A 22,325-nucleotide genomic window follows, 5' to 3' on the forward strand; every position below is an offset into this window, starting at 1 on the left:
TTCATCATTAAATCGTTTATCCTAATCATACCTTTTCACGCTTCATTTTGCACATCGTTCCAGGCCTGCGCAAGCCGCCTTACTCCTAGGGTCAATTCGGGCTTGTCCAGATGGGAAAAAGCGAAGCAGGCGGCGGGCTCGCCGGGCGTTATCCGGTAGCGGGCGGCATCCCTAAAATCGACTTCCCGCCGCTTGGCCGCCGCCTGAAAGCGTGCGAATTCCTCCTCGCCCCGCAGCCAGCGGGCGTAGATGTGCAGCCCCGCGTCGCCGGGCTGGAGATGAAACAGGCCGCCCGGCAGTCCGGCCAGCAGCTCGCGGAGCAGGCGTCCGCGTTCGCCATAAAGGCGCGTCATGCGCCTGATATGACGGGCATAATTGCCGAGCGACATGAAGCGGGCCTGCGCCCGCTGCTCCAGCAGACCGGCTGGTTGCGGCTCGTACAGTGCCTTCGCGGCCGCCGCAGGCGCCACCAGAGAAGGAGGCAGGACGGCGTAGCCGATGCGAAGCCCGGCGAACATCGTATTGGAGAAGGAGCCGATGTATACGACGCGCTCCTCCCGGTCAAGCGCCTTCAGCGGCTCGATGGGGCGGCCGGACCAGCGGAATTCGCTGTCATAATCATCCTCGATAATGATCGCCCGCCGGGAGGCCGCCCATTCCAGCAGCCTCCGCCGCCGTTCCAGCGGCAGGACGGCGCCCGTAGGATATTGGCGGCTCGGCGTCACGAACAGCAGGCGGGCCTCCCAGTCCTGAGGCACAAGGCCGCTGCCGTCGACTCGCCCCGGAACCGCCACGCCGCCGGAGATCTCGACAGCTCGGCGGATGCCCTGAAAGCCGGGGTCCTCGACCACAGCCCGGCCCCCGCCGTCCAGCAGCAGCTGGGTCAGCAGGATGATGCCCTGCATGGAGCCGCTGAACGTCACGATTTGCTCCGCCTCGGCTCGGATGCCGCGGGTAATCCGCAGATGCGCGGCAATCGCCCGCCGCAGCCCCGCGTCCCCTTCCGGCGGAGCGGAGACGCCGAGCGAGCCGCCGCTCCGGCCTCCGGCATGAGACAGCGCGCTGCGCCATTCCGCGTAAGGGAAATGCTCCATCGGCGTCCCGGGGCTGCGGAAGCTGATAATCGAGCCGCCCTCTGCGCCTTCTTCCTTTACAGGCGGCTGCGCCGCAAGCCGCCGGGCCCAGGCGGACAGCGGGATGTCCGTCGCCCGGCCTTCACCGGCGGGTGCGCCGCCCTGCCCCGATTCGCGGGAGCGCTCCGCCAGCCCGGCGCCGGCCTGGGCCAGCCCCGCGCCTGCTATTGCATCCCTCGCGGCTTCCGCCTGTCCCGCTGTTCCCTCTGCCAGCAAGCCGCTCTCCGCCGCGAAGCCGCTGCCTTCCCCGGACACGAACGTGCCCCGTCCCGTCTCCGATTTCACGTAGCCGTCGGCGGCGAGCATATCGTACACCTGAGCCGCCGACCCCCGCGACAGGCCGAATAAAGCGGCTAGCTTGCGGGTAGAGGGAAGCCGCGTGCCACCCGGCAAATCCCCGCTCAGGATCGCGTTTCGGAGCGCGTGATACAGCGCCAGATACTTATAGCGGTATTCGGCCAGATATTCGTCAAAGTTTACGATCGGCATGCCGTACATAGCTGTCTCCTCCATTCAATTGGACCAATAAAAATAATGTAAATGGGCTCTTTTTTCTTGTCAATCTCCTGTTATGCTGTTGGTTAACCATTTCTAAACAGCTTGGAAGGAGCGCTTGCGTGATGAGAAGAAAAGAATTTAAGGTCGAGCAGGAAGAAGAACTGGAAGCCTTTCTTAATGAAATGAGCTTTGGCTTTCTTGGCACGATTGATGAACAGGGCCGTCCGCGCGTCACCCCGCTTAATTTCGTCTATATTGGAGGATGCTTTTATTTCCACGGCAGCCATGCCGGCGGCAAGATGGAGGCGATCCGCAGGATGGACAAGATCTGTTTCACCGTAGCGGACGAGTTCGCCCTGATTCCTTCGTATTTTACCGACCCCCAAATGGCCTGTCCGGCCACCGCCTATTTCAAAAGCGTCACCGCCTTTGGCAAGGCCGAGATCGTCACTGATCTAAGCGAAAAAGCGGCAGCTATGGAAAAGTTCATGCAGAAGCTTCAGCCGGAGGGCGGGTACGACCCCATTGACGCGGAAAACCCGAAGTACCGCCCCCAGCTTAAAGCAGTCGCCGTCGTGCGGATCGTTCCGGAAGAAATTACCGCTAAATTCAAGTTCGGGCAAAATCTGAAGGAAGAAGAGCGCAGCGCCGTCATCAGCGGGCTGGAGGCCAGAGACGGTGAGCGTGATGCCGAAACCGTTGAAATGATGAAAAAATTCTGTCCGTTCCACTCCTCATAAGTGGCTCAGGTAGGCAAGTATTACCGGGGATAGTCCGCCTTACGCGGGCTGTCCCCGTTTTGCTGTGTGAACGTTTAACAAACCCCTTAAAATTATCCCAAAAACTTTTAGAAAAAACCGATAATCCGAAGTGACTGTCCCGTATCGCAGATGATATAATGTTAGGCAATGTTAACACACTAACTCCGACTGCAAGACGCTGCGATTTCAAAGTTAACCGGAAGGATGAAACCGATGAATCCACAGGCTGGACAATTAAATGAAAGCATTAAAGCCGGAAACGCGCATGTGTACGACATGCTGTCCACTCTCGGCAGAGAAATCTATTTTCCAAAAGTAGGCATTCTGAGCCAATCCGCCGAGGCGACCGCTCATGCCAAGAAATACAACGCCACGATCGGCATTGCCACGGAGAACGGCGGCCCGATGCATCTGGGCGTCATTCAGGAGAAGCTCTCCGCGTTCGCTCCGAAGGACCTGTACGGCTATGCTCCGCCTGCAGGCAAGCCCGAGCTGCGTACCGTATGGCGCGAGAAAATGCTGCGCGAGAACCCTTCGCTCGAAGGCAAATCCTTTGGCAATCCGATTGTAACCAACGCGCTGACCCACGGGCTCAGCATTGTCGCCGACCTGTTCGCCGAGTCCGGCGACGCGGTCGTCTATCCCGACAAGAACTGGGAGAACTACGAGCTGACCTTCAACGTCCGGCGGCACGCGGAGCTGGTTACTTATCCGCTGTTCACCGAGGATATGACCTTCAACAGCGACGGCCTGCTTGAGGCGCTGCTGGCTCAGAAGGATAAGGGCAAAGCCATCGTGCTGCTCAACTTCCCGAACAACCCGACAGGCTACACACCGGGCATCAAGGAAGGGGACGCGATCGTAGCCGCCATTCTGCAAGCGGCCGAAGCGGGCGTCAATGTGGTCGCGGTATGCGATGACGCGTATTTCGGACTCTTCTTCGAGGATTCTCTCAAGGAATCGCTGTTCGGCAAGCTGGCGAACGTGCACCCGCGGGTGCTTGCGGTCAAGATCGACGGCGCGACGAAGGAAGAATATGTATGGGGCTTCCGCGTAGGCTTCATCACCTATGCTTCCGAGAACAAGGACGTGCTGGCCGCTCTGGAGCAGAAGACGCTCGGCATTATCCGGGCCACTATTTCCAGCGGTCCGCATCCATCGCAGACCTTCGTGCTTGACGCTCTCAAGGCGCCGGCATTCGAGGAGCAGAAGGAAGAGAAATTCCGGGTCATGAAGGGCCGGGCCAACAAGGTCAAGGCACTGCTTGACAGTGGAAAATACGGAGACGATGTGTGGACATATTATCCGTTCAATTCCGGCTATTTCATGTGCCTGAAGCTTCGTACCGTCAATGCGGAGGAGCTTCGCCAGCATCTGATCCACAATTACGGCCTTGGCACGATCGCTCTCGGCGATACCGATCTGCGAATCGCTTTTTCCTGTATCGCCGAAGAGAATCTGGAAGATTTGTTCGACCTGGTGTACGCCGGCATTCGCGATCTCGAACAAGCCTGACCGATTGCCCAAAGTCCAGCCTCCGGCATATCAAGAGCTGTCCCGCAGCGGTTTCCAACCGCTGTGAGGCAGCTCTTTTTTAACTCTTTTTTATAGGGAATGATCGTTATCCGGAAGCCCTGTTTCTAAATTTTGAGGTCTTGGCGGCATTGGCCCATACCCCTTTAAACCACGGCACATAGTATACGGTGTACTCAAGTACAACACAACTTCACCGAAAGGGGAATGAACATGAGCGAAGAAGTAAGAGGCGGATACGGATACTCACCTTTCACCAGCACTGGAGCCATCCTGGTTCTCTTCATCCTGCTGGTTATCATCAGCCGTTCTCTGTTTGTTTAATCGGCCATTGATTCATCCTCGGAAGAGAGCCTCCGGGCTCCCTTCCCTCTCATCATGTTCGCGCCGCTTTTTTTTGGCCTATCCGCACCATAAGCTGGACTGATAAGGGCGTAAATAAAGAGATCCGTTCAAGCCGTTCCACGGCCCAAAGGATCTCTTCTTTTTTTGTTACATGATAGTCTTGATCAACCAACGCCGTTCATCAGCCGCTCTTCCCCGAGAAAATCGAGAATAAGTCCGTTAACCTCCCCGGGCTTCTCCAGCGGCAGCCCATGTCCTGCATCCCGGATGACATGCGCCCTCACATCAGGCATAACAGCACGGGCACGGCTTACAGCCCGCTCCGCATCATACTGAACCTCCTGATCGCCGATCAGAAGCAGGGCGGGCGCCGTGATCCGCTTCAGTTCATCATCGCTCATCCGGGAGGGTAACAGTTTGACTTGCGGAAGCGCGTTCTGTAAGGCGACGACAACTTGACGCCTCAGCATCGGATTGATGGTGTTCCCTTCGCCCGTCATATCATCCAACAGCGCATGGATCCGCCGTTCCGACGGGAGGAAGCCCGCAAGCACGCAGCGGAAAAAGAAACGTCTGCTCTGCGGAAGCACACCCGCGCCGGGACTCAGAATAACGAGCTTGTCAACAAGGGACGGCCGCAGAGAGGCCACAATCATGGCAACAAAGCCGCCATAGGAATGGCCGCCAATATGCGCGTGCCGTATACCGAACACCTGAAGCAGCTCTTCGAACCATTCGGCGCAGTCTTTCTTGCTGCGGATCAGGCGCTCGGGCTCGCTTTTATTGATATCGCCCGGGAGGTCCACTGCGTATACGCGGTAGGCGGAAGACAACTCCCGGATATTCTCCACCCATCCGCTCGAGCTGAAGCAGAAGCCGTGGAACAGGACGAGTGCAGGCGCACCCTCCGGTCCTGCCGCAAGATAATGCGTCCGGCCATATGAAGTCGCGGCATACCGCGTCTCCACCGGTATTCTCATCAAGCCCACGGTCCGGTCATACGCCTCGGCCAGCCGCTGCGGGCTGCCTCCCTTTCGGTAAATCGAGACCATCATGATTCCTCCTTATTTTCCGCAAGCCTCGCAAAAAAAGCGATATGCTCCTCCATTCGCCTCCGGATATCGTCCGTGGCCTTTCCGTCCAGACGCAGCAGCAGAAATTCTGAGATCATACTGAACACCGGATATTGATACTCGGCCGCCAGCATCGCCGGGGAACTCGGAGGGATTTTGCCGGATTCGATATACTTGGCAAACACCGCCTCCATATACCAAAGCGACTTTCCGACAAGCTCGTTCAGATAAATTTCACGCGCCTCCTTGTTGCGAATCTGCTCAAGATACAGGATGCGCCAGATCTCCTCCATTTTCGGACTCAGCACATGATCCATGAAATTCAGATAAACCTGCCTTAAAAAGGCTTCCAGCGGCATCGCCTTGACGATATACTCCAGATGTTCCACCTGGGGCTTTATCTTCTCCGCACTGACGCGAAAGTTGGCAAAGATCGTCTCCTGAAGCTCTTCCTTGCTGCGGAAATGATTATAGAACGAGCTTTCCTTGATCCCGGCCTCCCGGGTCAGTTCCCGGATGGAAACCCCGCTGAAACCTTTTAACGAGAAGGCGTCGATGGCAATGTCGATCAGCCGGTTCTTGGTGGCGTTGACAATCTCCTTATTTGATAAATCCACATAAACGGTCATGGATACGCTCCTTCCGTTTAGACTAACTAACGACCGTTAGTTCAAATATAAGGCAATTTGTTTTAGCCGTCAAATGGCTTGGGAGCGCGTCCGATTAAAATATCCAGCTCTACGGTAATCACCGCCGATTCACGTTCGATAAACGCTCCAATATCCTTATTGCCCAAGGACCAGGCAAGAGGAGTCATGCGAACCAGATCGGCAAGCTCCCCGGTATTCAGCTCTTTGGTGTAATGGAGCCTTGCCGTATCCAGCACATGAAAATGCTTTTGGAAAAGCGCCGCCGTCCCGTCGTTCCGGTACATCCTTTTTTCGCTTTCCATGAATACTGATTGTCTTAATTCCTTTAGATAACCGGTGCGGGGCAGGACTTTAATGACGAGACCGTCCCGGGCCAGAATCCGCTTGAATTCCTTGTAATTTGCAGGAGATAAAATATTGAGGATCACTTGGACCGCCCCGTCAGCGAAAGGGGATTGCGCCAGATCGCCCACGATCCAGACGGTTTCGGGATACCGCTTGGAGGCCAGGACGATGCCTTCCCTGGATAGATCGAGGCCGATTCCGGTCATCCCCGGACAGTCGCAGCCCTCCAAAATTCGGTATAAATGCGATCCTTCCCCGCAGCCCAAATCGGCAACCGTACAGGGGATTGCAGAGCTTTTCGTATGCTCCTTGATCATGCTTGCCAACCTTTCATGCAGCGGAGCGTATAGTCCCGATTCCGTGATCATGCGGCGTCTGGCCTCGAACAATTCTTTCGTGTAAGGCCCCTTTGCGGGGCGGACCGACAGGTTGATATAACCCGGTTTGGCAAAATCAAACGTATGCTTATTGATGCAGATCAAGCTTTTATCATCGATCACCATCACCCGGCATCCGCAAATCGGACACTGAAAGGCCGGCTCCAATTCTTTTACACGCGCAGCGCTTCTGGTTCTTCCATTCATACCTTGTCTCCCCTTCAAAATAAAAATCACAAGCAGCCGCCTGTGATCCGAAAGTAAAGGGAAACAGCCCCCTCCTGCCTGAGCCGGATGAAGCTTTAAGATAGCCATTGCCAAACAACCTTCCGCTTGCCGGCCGGAAGAAAGAGAAGGATATAAAAAAAAGAAAGGCGGCATGATCCGCCCTTCTTTCGTATGGGTATTCTCCCTGGCAAAAGAAGATCATTAAAAATGGACAGACTGATCCCGTTTATTCTGTATCACAAACAGAGCCTTTGAACGTATTTGATTACAGGTTCAAAGTAGGGAAACGCAGTCTGATGTAATGCACCATGATTAAAAATCCTCCTTGGGAGATGGAAAGTGCAAGAATTGAATTACTATTTCAGTATAAAGTTCATGCGCGCATTTGGCAATCCGGTCAAGAACAGGAGCTAATTGCGCGTTCGTTATCCGGCCTGTCCGCCCAGCGCGTTGATGACTCCGGCCGATACGATCTCCGATATTTGCTCCTGTGACTCCTGCGTCAGCCCGGCGATATGGGGCGTGATCGTACAGGTCGGAAGCGCCAGCAAAGGATGATCCTTCCGGGGAGGCTCCTGACTGAGCACGTCCAGCACGGCCCCGGCCAGCTTGTTCGCGGACAGCGTGGCAGCGAGTGCGTCTTCGTCGACTACGCCTCCCCTCGATGTATTGATGAGAACGGCGGATGCCTTCATTTGGTTGAGCGCCGAAGCGCCGATCAGCCCCCGGGTCGAAGGAAGGAGCGGAAGGTGCAGGCTGACATAGTCGCTTTCGGCCAGCACCCGGTTGAAGGCGGCGTGAATAATCCCCGTCTCGGCAGCTGCATCTCCGTCCTGTTCAAATCTGGGGTCGAAGCCCAGAACGTTCATCCCGAGCGCCTTGGCTCTGTCCCCCGTCCGCCTGCCGATTTCACCTACGCCGATGAGCCCCAGCGTCTTACCTTCAATTTCATGCAGCGTAAACTGCTGCCGCAGCCAACCCCCGGAACGTACGCTGTCCGCCGCCTCCCCTAGACGCCGTGCGGAATGAAAGATGGCCGCGATAACGTATTCGGCCACAGAGGAAGCGTTAGCGCTCCCCGCCGTAACCACCGGGATATCCCTTCGGGCCGCAGCATCCAGATCGATATTGTCCAGCCCTGCGCCGAGCCTTCCGATCACCTTAAGACGAGGGGCGGCTTCGATCAGAGCCGCGTCGACCCGCGTCTGGTTGCGGACTATCAGGGCATCCGCTGCTTTAACGGCTTCGCTCAGCTCCGGACGGTTCCACAGGCCGGGATCATAGTGGACATGATGACCTGCCTGCTTAAGCTGCTCCAGCCCATTCGGAGCGTTCCACTCCGTGATCACAATATTCATGCTTCACTTCCCCTTTGTGTTCCTTCTTCCCGCCGCGAGAGCCGCGGAGGAAACGGAACCCCGGCTACCGCAGCCAAATCCTCCAGTTCGGTTACGACATTATCCGGCAGGGATATGCCGGACAGCCGGTTCCTCCCCGCGGAACGGAATCGCCGCTCTCCCGGAAGCAGAATCTCTTCCGCACCGGGGGACAAAGGAACCTGCTTAATTTCGTCCGCAAACTGCGAGACGGAGTCGTAATACGCCTCCATATCGAGCCAGCGGGCCGGCGAGAACAGCAGGATTACATGTCCCACATCCGCGTTCTTGTCGCCCTCTTTGTACAGGTTCCCGATATGCGGGCCGAAGGAGGCCCCGGTCAGGATGCCGCACAGCATCTCCACAGCGAGCGCCAGCGCATATCCTTTGGCTCCCCCCAGCGGAAGAACCGCCCCCTTGAGCGCTTCTCCGGGATCGGTGGTCGGCCTGCCCTCGCCGTCGATCGCCCAGCCTTCGGGGATCGGCTGCTCCTGCTTCTGCGCCTGCATAATCTTTCCCCGCGCGACAATGCTGGAAGACAGGTCGGCGACGATCGGCGGCCGGTCTCCTGAGCCTGACGGGAACCCGAACCCAATCGGGTTCGTCCCGAGAAAGGCCGACCGGCCTCCCCAAGGGGCAATGCCCGGCGGCGAGTTGGTCATGACGACCGACGCCATGTTCTCTTTGGCGGCCTCCTGGCATAGATAAGCCGCCGTCCCGAAATGATTGCTGCCGCGGACGAATACCGCTGCAATCCCCAGCTCCCGGGCAACGGGAATGCCCGCCCTTAATGCCCGGAGGGCGACAACCTGGCCCAGCCCGTTCCCGCCGTCCACCGTCAGCACCGCGCCGTGGCGCTCGGCGGCAATGTCCGGCGAAGCGCTGATTCTCCCTTCTCGAATGCGCCGGGAATAGACCGGTAGCCTGCTGATGCCGTGGCTGCCGTGCCCCTCCAGATCGGCACGGATCAGGGAATCGGCCGTAATGATGGCGTCTTCCTCCGGTACATTCAGGGATATCAGAACCGATTGCACAAATTCGTAGAGCTGTCCGCTGTCATAGCGCTTTGCCGACATTTCCGCGTTACGCCTCCCTATTCATTTATCTTAAATGTTATTTACGCGCTTGGATAAAGCTTCGTCATCACAAATTCCCGGTGCCCGAGCGCTTCCGCCGCCGTCAGCCGCCCGTTGACCGTCCGCTCCAGGTTCTCAAGCAAGCGTTCCCGCGCATCCAGCAGCGTAATGGCGCGTTCGAGCAGCGGACTGACATCGACATCGATATGCTCCGCCATCAGCTTGACCGTCTTCGGATTGGCCGAAATCTTGATCACCGGCTCGATGGGATTGCCGATTACGTTCCCTTGCCCTGTCGGGAAGAAATGGACGACCGCTCCGGCAGCGGCCATGAGCGTTACGCATTCCGCAGCGGCGGAAGAGCTGTCCATGAAATACAGACCCGGGCCGTTCTGCGGCGCCTCGGCAGGCTTCAGTACGCCGATAACCTGCTTGGTTCCGGTTTTTTCGATATTGCCCAGCGCCTTCTCTTCAATCGTGGACAGCCCGCCGGCGATATTGCCCTGAGTCGGCTGGGAGCCGAGCAGGTCCACGCCCTGGGAAGCGAATCCGGAGACATAACGGTCATAGGTGCGCTGGAATTGTCCGCGGAGCTCTTCCGTCGCCATCCGGTCCGCGATCAGATGCTCTCCGCCCGTCAGCTCAGAAGTCTCCCCGAAAAACACGGTCGCTCCCTGATCGATCAAATAGTCCACTGTTTCTCCCACCGTCGGGCAGGAAGCCAGTCCCGTTGTCGTATCCGATTCTCCGCACTTGATGCTTACGGTAAGCTCGGAGAGAGAGATGGGCTCCCGCTGAAGCTCTGTAGCCCACTGCACGAATTCCTTGGCTTTCCAGGCCGCCCGCCGGATGACTTCCAGATCGCCCAATCCTTCGATGGAGAATCCGGCTACCGGTTTGCCCGTGGCGGCAATACCGTCCGTGATGATCTTCGTCCAGTTCGGCTCAATGCCGATTACGATGACCGCCGCCACGTTCGGATTGCTGCCCGTTCCGATCATGGTCCGGAAGTGCAGCGCCAGATCCTCTCCGAACTGCAGCCGCCCGTAAGCATGGGGCAGAGCCAGCGTTCCGGAGACGACCTTTGCCACCGCCTCGCAGGCCGCGTTTGAAATGTCGTCAACCGGTAAAATAATGACATGATTGCGAATGCCCACCTTGCCGTTTTCTCTGCGATATCCGAATAATTGTCCCATCGTTACCACCTCGCCGATTTAATATTGTGCGTATGAACGTATTCCCCTTCGGTCAGCCCCTCCGGCGCAATGCCGATGGGAATGCCGTATTCAATGACTTTGCCGCCTTTTTCAAGAACGCTGATGGATATTTTGTGCCCCAGCGGAACATCCTGAAGGCTTGTCACCGTTATTTCCGAATCGTCATCCATAAAGACCCCGACGACCTGCTGCCCAGCGGTAATGTCCGTCGTTGCGACACCCACCTGATCTCCCCGTTTGTGAATCAAAAAATGATGCATGCTCATTCCCCCAATCTTAAGTTTTGCGTTACTTGCGGATTCCTGTCTCGGTGGCGAGACCTGTGTAATACTCGGCTTCTTTGTTTACAAAATCCGTAAACTCCTGTCCTGTAAGCACATTCGGATCAACCTGCAGTTGCTTGAGCTTCGCGACAAAATCGGGGTCCTGTGCCAGCTTGGCGACTCCATCCGCCCACTTCTTGACAATCTCCTGCGGCGTTCCTTTCGGGAAGCTCATGCCCGTCCACCAGGAGACGGACAAATCCTTCACTCCCTGCTCCGCTGTTGTAGGCACATCCGGGTAATACGGACTGCGCTCGGGAGACAGGACGGCCAGCACCTTCAATTTTCCAGCCTTGACCAAAGTAGAGGTCTCATTGACGGTGTGCACGGCCAGAACCGCATTGCCTCCGGCAACAAGGGGCAGAGATTCGGACGCACCTTTGGTGGCAATCATCCGGGTTTTTGAGAAGTCGGCTCCAATCGCTTTCAGCCATTCGGCTACGGCAAAGGTGGAGAAACCCGCAGGCCCTACGCTGGTCCAAGTCAGCTTCTCGGGATTCGCTTTCGCCCATTCCGAGAATTCGCGAAAATCCTTCCACGGCGCGTCGGCGGCAACCACGAAGACGGGCGCGTCCGTTACGACCCGGGCCGCAAACTCATGGTCGCTCAAGAGAACCGGCGCCGAGGCCGATCCGGCCTGAAGCATGGTCGTGCTCGCCACATTATCCGCAAGCACCGTGTAGCCGTCATTGGCCGCTTGCTTGAGCGCGTATTGCGCGCCGGTGGCTCCGCCCGCACCGGGCTTGTTGACGATTTCGATCGGCTGCCCCCATTCCTTGCTCAGCCCTTCCGCGACCGTCCGGGCAACGAGATCCACGCCGCCGCCGGCCGAGAACGGCACGACATATTCAATGGGCCGGTTCGGATAATCGGTGCCTGCCGAGGAAGCCGGTCCCGCCGCCTTCGCTTCAGCAGCGGCCGTTGCACCGCCTGTCTGGGCGGCCCCGTCTGCACCGGACTCCGCCGTTGAATTGGCTCCGCAGCCGGAGGCCAGAAAGAGCAGCGCCAGCGTCAGCGGCAGCAGCCGGAAAGTCTTTTTGTTCAATGTCTTCAATTCATTCACTCTCCTAAAATGTGTATTATAGTCGGCTTTACGCTTCGGCATTGACGATGCTGAGCGAATCGCCGCGTTCCTCGCGGATTCTTTTTTTGGTGCGGCGGACCATGTACAGGGAGAAGACCAGCATGACCGCTGCAGCTATAATGAAAGCTACGGAAAGACCTCTTTGGACAAAAATGCCAAGGCTTCCGCCGGAAATTGCCATCGACTGCGAAAACGACTGTTCCATCAAGGGGCCCAGAATAAAGCAGAGAATAAGCGGCATGATCGGCCAGTTATGCTTTTGCAGATAATAACCAGTGATGCCGAAGGCGATCGCCACCTGAACATCGAACAGATTGTTGCGCACCGTGTAGGCGCCAACCATACTGAGCAGAAGAATTACCGGCGCAAGAATCGAGAACGGGACCCGGGTCAGCTTGGCCCAAATGCCCACCAGCGGCAGGTTCAGAACTAGCAGCATCACGTTGCCTATGAACATGCTCGCGATGACGGTCCACACAAAGCTTCCTTTCTGCTCGAACAGCATCGGCCCCGGCGTCAGCCCGTAGATCATCAGGCCGGCGAGCAGCACGGCCAGCGGCGGCGACGATGGGATGCCAAGCGCGAACAGCGGAATAAAACCGGCGGAGCTTGTCGCGTTGTTGGCAGCTTCCGGAGCGGCCACGCCCTCAATCGCTCCTTTCCCGAACAGATGGCGGCGGCGCGAGATTCTTTTGACGAAATCATAGGACAGAAAGGAAGTTACAGCGGCCGAGCAGCCCGGAAGCAAGCCCATGAAGAAACCGATAATTCCACCGGCGGCGATGGAAGAAGCGCTCTGCTTCAGATCCTCCCGGCCCGGATAGACACTTCCGATATTTCCGGACGAAATGGCGGTCTTCTTCTCGGACAAGCCTCTCATGACTTCTGCGATCGAGAAGAGACCGATCAGAATGCTCACCATATCCAGGCCTCCTTCGAGCGGACTCCAGCCCAGGGTGAAACGGTACAGGCCGGAGTTGGCCCCGAGCCCCATGAGCGACAGGGCAATGCCCATCAGACCCATGATGGCCGATTTGACGAAGCGTCCGCCGGTCATTCCCATCATGATAACCAGCGTCAGGAGCAGCACGGAGAACATTTCCGGCGGTCCGAAGCGCAGCGCCTGATTGGCCAGCACCGGAGCGAACAGGACGAGACCGATCACACCGAGCACCCCGGCGATAAAAGAAGCAATGGCGGCGATGCCCAGCGCTGGACCTCCCCTGCCCTGCCGGGCGAGCGGGTAGCCGTCCAGACAGGTCGGGACGGAGGAGGCTTCGCCCGGAATATTAAGCAGAATGGCGGTTGTCGATCCGCCGTACATCGCCCCGTAATAAATGCCCGCGAGCATAATAATTGCCTGCGTCGGTTCCAGAACCGCCGTTACGGGCAGCAGAATGGCGATCGACGAAGTTGGACCAAGCCCCGGCAGCACGCCGACGAAGGTTCCCACAAGCACGCCGATGGCCGCCATCAGCAGGTTCATCGGGGTGAACGCATGTCCAAAGCCGTCAAGCAGCATGGATAAATTACTCATTTAATCGCCTCCTTGATGAAGCCACAGCGTTCCTGCCGAAAATGGAGTATGCAGCCATTCGATAAAGACCAGATACAGCCCGGCCGTCAGCAGCAGAGCGTAAACCGCGCAGCGCCACCACTTGGCGATTCCCAGTACCCGAAACAGAAGCAGAGCGATAACAAAAGTTCCCGCCAGGTAACCCGCCCGAGGAAGAATAACAGTGTAGATCAGCAGCAGGAGAGGGATCAGGCTGTACCCGGGCAAAAACGGAAACCGACCGCTTGTCCTATTCGCTGATTGGGTGCCCGTGAAGGACTCTCCATTAACGATGGACTCGTTTACACTGTGCTTTTCACCGGTTGTATCGGCACTGGCTGTTTCGGCTTCCGCCGTTTCCGGAGCTGTTAATCCGGCCGAGGACGACCGTGCGGACGGCCCGGGAAACAAAACCAGCCAGATTCCCGCCAGAGCCAGTCCCGCTCCTATAAAAGCGGGGAAGGTATGGTCTCCTCCCAGCTGACTGACATGATAAGGGTACAGGCGGTAGGCTTCGCGAAGAGAGAGACAGCCGGCCAGAACGGCCAGTGCTCCGGCAGAGCGGTCAGCGGCGCTTTTCATTCTCATTCCTCCTGACTATGACCGTTTTAAACGCAAAAAACCCGCCGAGGCTTGATAAAGCCGAAAGGCAGGTCTCCGTCCGTACGGTCGACACTAATATATGTTGTATATAACATATAAGAGAAAAAGGTAATACTTCTTTATCCCCAACAGAAATATATATACCCTATTTGTTTAGTCGGCTTTATTTCTGCTATGCCACGTATCATATCACCGCCCTATTTTTCCTGTCAATGCTATTTTCTCAACTATTTTTGCCGAAAATATCTTTTGACAAAGAGTCGATCCTATGATTTAAATAAATGTTGTATACATGATTTATGCAAGTATCAACCCGATAAGGAATGATTTCCATGCCTAACCTGATCCGAATTGACAATACCAATTTACTGGAGAAAACGTACGGCATTCTGAAAGAACTGATTATCAAGAGAGAATTCCCGCCCGAACACAAGCTTTCCATTCCCGAATTATCCGCTCAGCTCGGGGTAAGCCGGACGCCGATCCGCGACGCGCTGGGCCGGTTGGAGAAGGACGGTTTGATCAAGACGGTGCCGAAGGTCGGCACTTTTGTCGTAGGCGTTTCGGCGGAGAACGTGCTCGACATCATGGAAACACGCCTGATGATTGAACTATGGGTTGTGGAGAAGCTGGCGGCGGGAAAAGCCGAGGCCAGTCCAAACATCGTCGCCAACATGGAGAAGATTCATGAAACGTCGGTCTATATCGTAAACTCGTCGAAGCTGGAGAATTACCACGAAGGAGACTACAACCTTCATTTTCACATGGAATTTCTGAAGCTTGGCGGCAACAAGAATATCATGAATATCTACCAAAACAGTATGAATTACCGCTATCTGGCGATGAAATCGTACCTGATTACGAAAGAAATGGTTCTTCATTCCCTGCAGCAGCACGATCGGATTATCCAGTCTCTCAAGGAAGGCTCCCATGACGATCTGAGACAAGTGGTGACCGAGCATTTGGAGGATGCAAAAATCCGCCTGTACAAAAATATCAATCTTAACGGCGGGCTGATATAAACCGGAGCACATTACGGGTCTTTTCACGATCAAGTCTTCAAAAAAAACAGTGTGCTGCGGAGCTCAGCTCATCATCTGTCTGAACCAAAAGCTTGGCAAAAAAAGCGGGACCAGTAAGGATTGACTCCTTATCCGGTCCCGTTTTTTTGGTTTATAGTGCTTTAGAGAGCAGACGCTGCGTAATAAATACTCGTGATGGCCGGCCAACCACTGCCATGACAGGAGAACTCCGGTTCGGGATGTTCTAGAGATCGTCGCCTTCGGCCCTCCGCATATTCTTCCCCAGGCGAGCCCGGAGAATCAGAACAATCACCACGCCGGCGGCCAGCGCGCTAAGCGCCCTGGGGAGCGTGCCGCTTCCAGCAGCCAGCGGGAGCCACATCGCGATCGCGAATGCCAGATGCGCGCGGAACACGAAGGAGACGGTGCTGCGGCTCCGGCTGTTCTCCGGCAGCGGATAGACCGTCAGCCAGAAGGATTCACCGTGCAGCTTCGCCAGGGCGGAGAGCTGGACGCCGATGATGAACAGGAAGAACAGATAAATCCCCGACCCGACAAGGCTGCCGCGGTTCCACCACTCCAGCGCCAGCGCCAATAGTCCAAGGCGCAGCACAATCCCCAGGATATCGCCGCGGGCAAAGCTTTTGGTCAGCAGATAGCGGTAGGCGCTGTCCCGCCGCCACGGAAGCCCCGCCCCCCAGCGGGAGAGCCACAGCCGGGGATAGACACGCTGCTGGCGTCCGGGAACTTCGACGAACCATCCGAGCAGCATTAACGCCCGGCCGCTTTGCGCCTTCTCCAGGGCGATCAGCCGCTCCCATGGAACGGTGTGCCGGGCGGGCACGGCCAGCGCCGACAGGTAAGCCGCCGCCAGCAGCAGCGAGAAACCCAGCCCTTTATGGAAAGGCTGCCACAGCCAGGCGGCGATGATCAGGCCGCCCACCGCCCAGCGCAGCAGCCGGTACCCGGCGGATGCGGCGGGGGAGAGCATTTTGAGCTCCCGCCAGCAGCCGTAGGCGGAGAGAAGCTTGACGCTAAGCAGCAGCGCAGCGGTGACCAGCAGAGACTTCGGCGATTCCTCCGTCCGTATGTATAAAGGCCACAAAATGAGGAGCGCGAGAAGCAGCCGGAGGCTTTTCCACACCGTTCCCCTGGTCCATGCCGGGGCGAAATACTCGTGCATCCGGTGCTCCTGTGGCAGCAGAAAGACGGCGTCCGCGGGCTGCAAATAGGTGCGGAAGCCGCTGTGAACCGCGGCCGGCAGCAGCGCTGCCAGCATGATCCAGCGGATCGGCAGGCCGGATGGAATATCCCTGAGCACCGAGGTGTACCAGGCCGAAAACGCGATCAGGATGAACATCAGCACAACCGCCACACCGCTCTGGATAATATAGCCCGCATAAGAAAGAAGCTTGCCGGCCGCCCGGCTGCGCCGCTGCCCCTGCAGCTCTCTGAGATCCATGCTACTTCCCTCCCTGGACCAGCTCGTAGAACAGCTGCTCCAGCGGCAGGCCCGGCTTGCCTGCGGCAGCCCCTATTTCGGCCAAACCGCCCTCGGCGATAACCTTGCCCTGATGCAGCACGATGAAACGGTCGCAGTAGTTCTCGATCGTGGAAAGGATGTGGGAGCTGAGCAGAATAGAAGATCCCGACTGCTTGATCTCCATCATGAAGTCCAGCAGCGAGCGGATGCCGAGCGGATCGAGGCCGAGAAAGGGCTCGTCAATGACATAGAGCGCCGGACTCGCGACAAAAGCGCACATAATCATCACCTTCTGCTTCATCCCTTTGGACAGATGGCCGGAGAGGCTGTCCATCTTATCCTCCATCCGGAACAGCTCCGACAGCCGGCGGCTGCGCGCCTCGTAATCGGCGCGGCTGACACCGTAGGCTCTAGCCGTAAATTCCACATGCTCGCGCACGGTCATCTCTTCATACAAGAGCGGCGACTCGGGCACAAAAGAAAGCGCGCTGTGATACCCTTCCGAATCGCCCTCCCGCGTTCGGCCCTGAACGGCGATCCGGCCTTTATGCGGCGTCATAAGGCCGAGAATATGCTTCATGGTGGTGCTCTTGCCTGCTCCGTTCAGACCGATCAGCCCGACCATCTCACCCGGCTGCACCTTCAGGGAAATATCGTGCAGCACGGGCTTGTTCAGGCTGTACCCGCCGGTCAGGCCCGCAATCTCCAGCACGGGAGCAGCCCTCATTGCCCGTCACCTCCGGATCGTTTGTCCTTCAGCCACTTCGGCGCTCCCTTGTTCTTGCTCTTGCGGTCCCGGTCCGAGTGGCGGGACTTCCCCGCCGGAGCAGACGCCTTGGCTCCGTTCCGCCCGGAGCCCGCCGCTGCGCGGCTTGCCGCGGGGCGCGCGTTGCTGCCGCGCGGCTCCCCGTGACGCCCGTCGCCGGCGTCACGGCCCTGCCCGCGCCCGGCCGCGCCGCCCGCTTCCGGCGCGGCGTGCGGGCGAATGCCGGCGGTCCGCACCGCCGGCTGGCCGCTGCGCGGCTTGTCGCGGCGCGGGCCTGCGCCGCCGCGCATTTCTTCCGGCGGCAGAATTTGGCCGCCGTACAGCGCGCGTTCGCTTAGCGGGATGCCGAGCTCCCGTGCGAACTTGCGCATAATGAACGTCTGCTGCGGCGTGACGATCGACAGCGACAGGCCGCTGCGGCCCATCCGTCCCGTCCGTCCCGACCGGTGCACGTAGTGCTCCGCGTCGAACGCGGGATCGAAGCTGACGACAAGCGGCAGATTCTCGATGTCCAGCCCGCGCGCCGCCACGTCGCTCGCCACGAGCACGCGGAATTTCGCCTCCCGGAAGCGGCCCAGCACCGTGCTGCGCGTCACTTTGTCGGCGTCGCCGTAGAGCGCCGCCGCCGTCAGTCCGAGGTGATTCAGCTTCGCCTCCACCTCCGCAATCGTCTCGGGCGTATTGGCGAAGACGATCGCCCGGTCCGGGTTATAATAGCGCAGCACCCGCCGCAGCGTATCGACCTTGTCCCGCTCCTCCACGGCGATATACAGATGCTCCAGCCCGCGCGCCGCCTTGGTATCGGGATCGATGCCTACCTCGGCCGGATCGTTCATGGCCTTCGAAGCCAAGGCCCGCGTCTCCGGCCCGATGGTCGCCGACAGCATGACGAGCTGACGGCTGCGCAGCGCGCTCGCGATGATCTTCTCCAGCTCGCCCGCGCCCCCAAGCTGGAACATTTGGTCCGCCTCGTCAATGACGATGGTGGCGATCTCGTGCATCTTCAGCTTGCGCACTGCGATCAGCTCGCGTACGCGTCCCGGGGTGCCGACCACGAGCTGCGGATGCTCGCGCAGCTTCTCGATCTGGCGCCCGACCGCCGCTCCGCCGATCAGTCCGAGCGTGCGGATGCCGCGCCCCTCGCCGTAGCGCTCCGCTTCGCGTACAATCTGCATCGCAAGCTCCTGGGTCGGGGCCAGCACCAGCTTCTGAACCGCCCTGCGCTGCGGATCGATTCCTTGTAGAAGGGGCAGCAGGTAGGCCAGCGTTTTGCCTGTCCCGGTCTGGGAAGCGGCGATCACGTCCCGTCCTTCCAGCAGCAGCGGAATGGTCTCCGCCTGAACCGGAGAAGGGGAGGTTATGCCGAATTCCGACAATCGGGCTTCAAGATCTTCCTGGATGCCGATAGCCGCAAAAGAAGCTTTAGTCATAGGGAAATTCATCCTTTTCGCTTTATTGTATTCCTTCATTATATGCCAAAAAGGCCTATCCACCAAATGGAAGGCCCCTCTGCTTCTCACTATATTATTTCCGGTTGAGCATTTTGTATGTCAGCTTGTCCGCCAGCCGGGGGAACAGCCCGTACAAGCGAATGCCGGCAGCTGCCAGCCGCGGCAAATCCAGCTCTTCCTTGTCCTTCTCGATAAGCTTCACGATTCGTTCGGCGACATACTGGGGAGTCATCATGAAGCCGCCCACATTCTTGATGTAATCTCCGGAGGGATCGGCCAGCTTGAAAAATTCAGTCTCAATCGGCCCCGGATTGACCGCAGACACGGTGATGCCGCTGTAGCGCAGCTCCTGCCGCAAGGCGTTGGTGAAGCCGAGGACGGCATGCTTCGAGGCGGTATAGGCCGCCGACCTTGCGGTGCCGATCTTGCCGGCCATCGAGGCCACATTGACGATCTGCCCGCTTCCCCGCTCCAGCATATGCGGCAGAGCCGCCTTGGTGCAGCGGACAACGCCCATATAATTGACATTCATCATTTCGCCGAATTCCTCGACCGGCATTTCCGTGAAGTCCGCGAATCGGCCGAAGCCTGCATTATTGAGCAGAATATCGATTCTGCCGTATGCCGCTATAATCTTGGCGAACGTCTCTTCCACTTCGCCGGAATGGCTAACATCGCAGCGGTACAGTCCGTACTCGCCCGTTATACCTTCCGCCGCAGCCCTTAGTTTGTCCTCCGACCTGGCAAGCAGCACCGGAATGGCTCCGTGCTGTCCAAGCAGATGCGCCGTAAGGGCGCCGATGCCGCTGGAAGCGCCGGTGATGACCGCGATTTTACCCTTAAGTTCCATCGCCCGATCCTCAGCTCCTATCTTGCCTGATGGCAAATTCTCTCTTATAATTCTAAGAGATCATCACCTGAATATCCAGCTCGCCGATTCCGTCCATAACAAGCGGAATGCTCAGCGCTTTGCGGGGCAGGAAGGCTGTCAGATTTTCCGATTTCATAACCTGGGGAGGCGTGATGTCCACCACAACACCCTGGTTGGACAGAATCGTGCTCGCGTTGCCGCTGATCATATTGCCGAGCTCCGAAATGGCGCTTTGTCCCATTTCATCCATCTCCGCAATGGGATAGCCTCCCATCATGGCCGACACCATCCGCAGCGCCACATGCTCCGCAATCCCAAAGACGATATCACCGCTCATCTGTCCCGTCATCCCGACTTTGATCCATATATGGTTATCGATCAACTCAATATCTTTGATTCCAAGATTTCCGGTCGACGGCGACACTTGAATCACCTGTTCAATTACGACGCGCGCAGATTCTAAAAACGGATTAATCACTTCTGCCTTCATAATAGTGCTGTGTCCCCCTTTACCGGACTTAAGTCATATTCCGAAAGTCCCAACGATCTTGGTATAGTATATCTCATATATCGGCACAATTCACCAAAAATTAATGCTTTGCGCAAGGAAATAACTGCAGGGTGAGCGGTGTCATTGCCCTGCCCGGCAGAATCTCCTATAATTTAATTAAATGCCAACATTCGGCGTAAACTATGTACATAACCGATGAGTCAACAAATAGTTGGCAGGGGAGGTATTCCATGAACATCAGCCAACTGGAGACGCTTATCATGATCTCCAAAACGATGAGCTTCCGCAAGGCGGGAGAGCTGCTCAATCTGACCCAGCCGGCAGTTTCCGCACAGATCAAGAGCCTTGAGGAAGAGTTCAAAACCCAGCTGGTGGACCGGAACCAGCCCGTTACGCTGACGGACAAGGGACAGGTATTTCTAACGCATGCGGAGCAGATCGTCAATATCGTCGACGATTTGAAGCTGAGGCTTGCCGACCTGGATGAAACGCCGCAGGGCCATATCATACTGGGTACAACGACCTCCATCGCGATCCAGATTCTGCCGCGCATTCTATCGTATTTTCAGGACCAATTTCCTCATATCAAAACATCCATCCAATCCATGTCCTCCACGCAGATCTATCAGCATGTCGAGAACGGTCAGGTCGATGTCGGCATCGGTTACCTGATCGGAGACAGTCCCGGCATGACCACCTCGGTTCTCTATTATGACACTTTCGAACTCGTCGTGTCTCCGAGGCATCCGCTGGCTTCGAATCCCGGCAGCGCCCGCGTCGAAGTGCTTGGCCAAACACCGCTTATTCTGCTCTCGCCCGATACGGTTGGAAGGATGTTCGCGGAAGAGGTTTTTGCCAAGCATGGCATTCAGACCCATGTCATTATGGAGCTGACCAGCAGCGAAGAAGTAAAACGGATGGTGGAGCTGGATCTGGGAGCGGGCATCATTTCCAAGCAGTCGGTGGCGGAGGAGGTCCGCGCGGGGACCCTCAAGATCATTCCGATCATGGAGCTGGAGGTCACCCACCCCGTCGGGGTCATTACCAAATCGGGCAAATACGTCAACTCCGCGATGCGGCAGTTCCTCAGCGATCTGAAAGGGATGCCGGAGACGCAGTTCATCGGTTCGGAGTAGAACGTCATTATTTATCACACAAACTGGCCAAGGAGATGTTCTTTCAATGAAATTCGACCTGCATACCCATCATTTCCGCTGCGGCCACGCTGACGGAAACATCCGGAACTACATAGAGGCCGGCATCAAGGCCGGGCTGGAAGTTATAGGGATTTCGGATCACACCCCCTATTTCGGAGATCCGAGCGACCGTGCTTTTCCCCATATCGCCATGGCCAAATCGGAGTTCGCCAATTATGTGGAAGAAGTCCTCTCTCTGAAAAAAGAGTATGAAGGCGTCATCGACGTCCTGCTCGGCATCGAGTCCGACTATTTCCCGGAGCATGCGGAGACGTACCGAAAAATTCTGGACGCTTACCCTTTCGACTATGTAATCGGCTCCGTGCACAGCACGGGAGGCGTCAGCATTTTTAACAAAGGACGCTGGAAGGGCCTCGGAGACAAGGAGAAGATCGCAATCAAGACCGAGTATTATCGCCTGATCGCCGAGTCCGCCCGCAGCGGCATGTTCCAGATCCTCGGCCATATCGACGCCATGAAGGGCAACTATCCCGATTTCTCGAATATTCCCGCCCCAGGGCCGCTTGACGAGTGCCTGAAGATTATTGGCGAAAGCGGTGTGGCGATCGAGATCAACACCTCCGGGAAGACCAAGCTGAGCGGCGGGTGGTATCCTTCAGACGACATCCTGGAACGGGCGCTGCGCTATGGTGTGCCTGTAACGTTCGGCTCGGATGCGCACAAACCGTCAAGGGTGGGCGACGAGCATGAGGCGGTAGCGGCCCGGCTGAAGGAAATCGGCTTCACCTCCTGGGTCTATTACAAGCAGAAGCAGAAAATAGAGGTCCCGTTGTAATGGGACAGATTATCCGCAAGGACCGGCTTTAACAAGAAAACAGCGGCAGTTC

22 protein-coding genes are annotated in these 22,325 nt (G+C 57.3%); 6 read left to right on the forward strand and 16 right to left on the reverse strand.

Translation table 11 applies throughout. The annotated features are described in order from the left end of the window. Positions 1–35: 35 nt before the first annotated feature. Positions 36–1,631 (reverse strand): aminotransferase-like domain-containing protein, encoded by a 1,596-nt coding sequence (locus G5B47_RS14955; protein WP_165099510.1) that lies wholly within the window; start codon positions 1,629–1,631, stop codon positions 36–38. 122 nt (positions 1,632–1,753) lie between these two features. Between G5B47_RS14955 and G5B47_RS14960 the strand changes: the two genes are divergently transcribed. From G5B47_RS14960 to G5B47_RS25630, 3 genes are all read left to right on the forward strand, one after another. Continuing rightward, a complete protein-coding gene (locus G5B47_RS14960) occupies positions 1,754–2,371 on the forward strand; it encodes a pyridoxamine 5'-phosphate oxidase family protein (RefSeq protein WP_165099513.1) in 618 nt (205 codons plus the stop codon). A gap of 234 nt (positions 2,372–2,605) precedes the next feature. Continuing rightward, complete coding sequence (locus G5B47_RS14965) at positions 2,606–3,907, forward strand: aminotransferase class I/II-fold pyridoxal phosphate-dependent enzyme (protein WP_165099516.1); 1,302 nt, start codon at positions 2,606–2,608, stop codon at positions 3,905–3,907. 231 nt (positions 3,908–4,138) lie between these two features. Continuing rightward, a complete protein-coding gene (locus G5B47_RS25630; protein ID WP_226991725.1) occupies positions 4,139–4,249 on the forward strand; it encodes a YjcZ family sporulation protein in 111 nt (36 codons plus the stop codon). Between the two features lie 185 nt (positions 4,250–4,434). On the opposite strand, the gene G5B47_RS14970 is transcribed toward G5B47_RS25630, so the two are convergent. The 10 genes from G5B47_RS14970 to G5B47_RS15015 form a co-directional block, all read right to left on the reverse strand. Beyond that, positions 4,435–5,325, reverse strand: coding sequence for an alpha/beta fold hydrolase (locus G5B47_RS14970; protein ID WP_235950121.1), 891 nt, complete (start codon positions 5,323–5,325; stop codon positions 4,435–4,437). Next, positions 5,322–5,972: a TetR/AcrR family transcriptional regulator gene (locus tag G5B47_RS14975; RefSeq protein WP_165099518.1), complete on the reverse strand. Its 651-nt coding sequence runs from the start codon at positions 5,970–5,972 to the stop codon at positions 5,322–5,324. Before G5B47_RS14975 ends, G5B47_RS14970 begins: the two co-directional genes overlap by 4 nt. Positions 5,973–6,034: 62 nt before the next feature. Then, positions 6,035–6,922: a putative RNA methyltransferase gene (locus G5B47_RS14980; RefSeq protein WP_165099521.1), complete on the reverse strand. Its 888-nt coding sequence runs from the start codon at positions 6,920–6,922 to the stop codon at positions 6,035–6,037. A 446-nt stretch (positions 6,923–7,368) separates the two neighbouring features. Continuing rightward, a complete protein-coding gene (locus tag G5B47_RS14985) occupies positions 7,369–8,301 on the reverse strand; it encodes a hydroxyacid dehydrogenase (protein ID WP_165099524.1) in 933 nt (310 codons plus the stop codon). Then, entirely contained in the window at positions 8,298–9,395 is a 1,098-nt protein-coding gene (locus tag G5B47_RS14990) for an Ldh family oxidoreductase (protein WP_165099526.1), read from the reverse strand. Before G5B47_RS14990 ends, G5B47_RS14985 begins: the two co-directional genes overlap by 4 nt. A gap of 41 nt (positions 9,396–9,436) precedes the next feature. Then, a complete protein-coding gene (locus tag G5B47_RS14995) occupies positions 9,437–10,591 on the reverse strand; it encodes a UxaA family hydrolase (RefSeq protein ID WP_165099528.1) in 1,155 nt (384 codons plus the stop codon). A gap of 2 nt (positions 10,592–10,593) precedes the next feature. Further along, positions 10,594–10,872 (reverse strand): UxaA family hydrolase, encoded by a 279-nt coding sequence (locus tag G5B47_RS15000; RefSeq protein WP_165099531.1) that lies wholly within the window; start codon positions 10,870–10,872, stop codon positions 10,594–10,596. Positions 10,873–10,900: 28 nt separating this feature from the next. After that, positions 10,901–11,989 carry a tripartite tricarboxylate transporter substrate binding protein gene (locus G5B47_RS15005; RefSeq protein ID WP_235950119.1) on the reverse strand — a complete coding sequence of 363 codons (1,089 nt, stop codon included), beginning with the start codon at positions 11,987–11,989 and terminating at the stop codon, positions 10,901–10,903. A gap of 37 nt (positions 11,990–12,026) precedes the next feature. After that, positions 12,027–13,556, reverse strand: coding sequence for a tripartite tricarboxylate transporter permease (locus G5B47_RS15010; protein ID WP_206107368.1), 1,530 nt, complete (start codon positions 13,554–13,556; stop codon positions 12,027–12,029). Then, positions 13,557–14,156, reverse strand: a complete 600-nt coding sequence (locus tag G5B47_RS15015; protein ID WP_165099537.1) for a tripartite tricarboxylate transporter TctB family protein — start codon at positions 14,154–14,156, stop codon at positions 13,557–13,559. A 353-nt stretch (positions 14,157–14,509) separates the two neighbouring features. On the opposite strand from G5B47_RS15015, the gene G5B47_RS15020 reads away from it, so the two are divergent. Continuing rightward, complete coding sequence (locus tag G5B47_RS15020) at positions 14,510–15,199, forward strand: GntR family transcriptional regulator (protein ID WP_165099540.1); 690 nt, start codon at positions 14,510–14,512, stop codon at positions 15,197–15,199. Positions 15,200–15,443: 244 nt separating this feature from the next. On the opposite strand, the gene G5B47_RS15025 is transcribed toward G5B47_RS15020, so the two are convergent. The 5 genes from G5B47_RS15025 to G5B47_RS15045 form a co-directional block, all read right to left on the reverse strand. Beyond that, positions 15,444–16,661 (reverse strand): ABC transporter permease, encoded by a 1,218-nt coding sequence (locus tag G5B47_RS15025; protein WP_165099543.1) that lies wholly within the window; start codon positions 16,659–16,661, stop codon positions 15,444–15,446. Position 16,662: 1 nt separating this feature from the next. Then, positions 16,663–17,409 carry an ABC transporter ATP-binding protein gene (locus G5B47_RS15030; RefSeq protein WP_165099545.1) on the reverse strand — a complete coding sequence of 249 codons (747 nt, stop codon included), beginning with the start codon at positions 17,407–17,409 and terminating at the stop codon, positions 16,663–16,665. Next, a complete protein-coding gene (locus G5B47_RS15035) occupies positions 17,406–18,878 on the reverse strand; it encodes a DEAD/DEAH box helicase (protein WP_206107382.1) in 1,473 nt (490 codons plus the stop codon). Before G5B47_RS15035 ends, G5B47_RS15030 begins: the two co-directional genes overlap by 4 nt. Before the next feature lie 94 nt (positions 18,879–18,972). Then, positions 18,973–19,749: an SDR family NAD(P)-dependent oxidoreductase gene (locus G5B47_RS15040; RefSeq protein WP_165099547.1), complete on the reverse strand. Its 777-nt coding sequence runs from the start codon at positions 19,747–19,749 to the stop codon at positions 18,973–18,975. A gap of 52 nt (positions 19,750–19,801) precedes the next feature. After that, on the reverse strand, positions 19,802–20,260 hold the full coding sequence (locus tag G5B47_RS15045) for a chemotaxis protein CheX (protein ID WP_025336215.1): 459 nt from the start codon (positions 20,258–20,260) through the stop codon (positions 19,802–19,804). A 251-nt stretch (positions 20,261–20,511) separates the two neighbouring features. Between G5B47_RS15045 and G5B47_RS15050 the strand changes: the two genes are divergently transcribed. Next, a complete protein-coding gene (locus G5B47_RS15050) occupies positions 20,512–21,417 on the forward strand; it encodes a LysR family transcriptional regulator (protein ID WP_025336216.1) in 906 nt (301 codons plus the stop codon). Between the two features lie 46 nt (positions 21,418–21,463). Beyond that, complete coding sequence (locus G5B47_RS15055) at positions 21,464–22,273, forward strand: histidinol-phosphatase (RefSeq protein WP_165099549.1); 810 nt, start codon at positions 21,464–21,466, stop codon at positions 22,271–22,273. The last annotated feature ends 52 nt before the right edge of the window (positions 22,274–22,325 follow it).

This window comes from Paenibacillus apii (genome assembly GCF_011043685.1).
Taxonomy (GTDB): Bacteria; Bacillota; Bacilli; order Paenibacillales; family Paenibacillaceae; genus Paenibacillus_AQ; species Paenibacillus_AQ sabinae.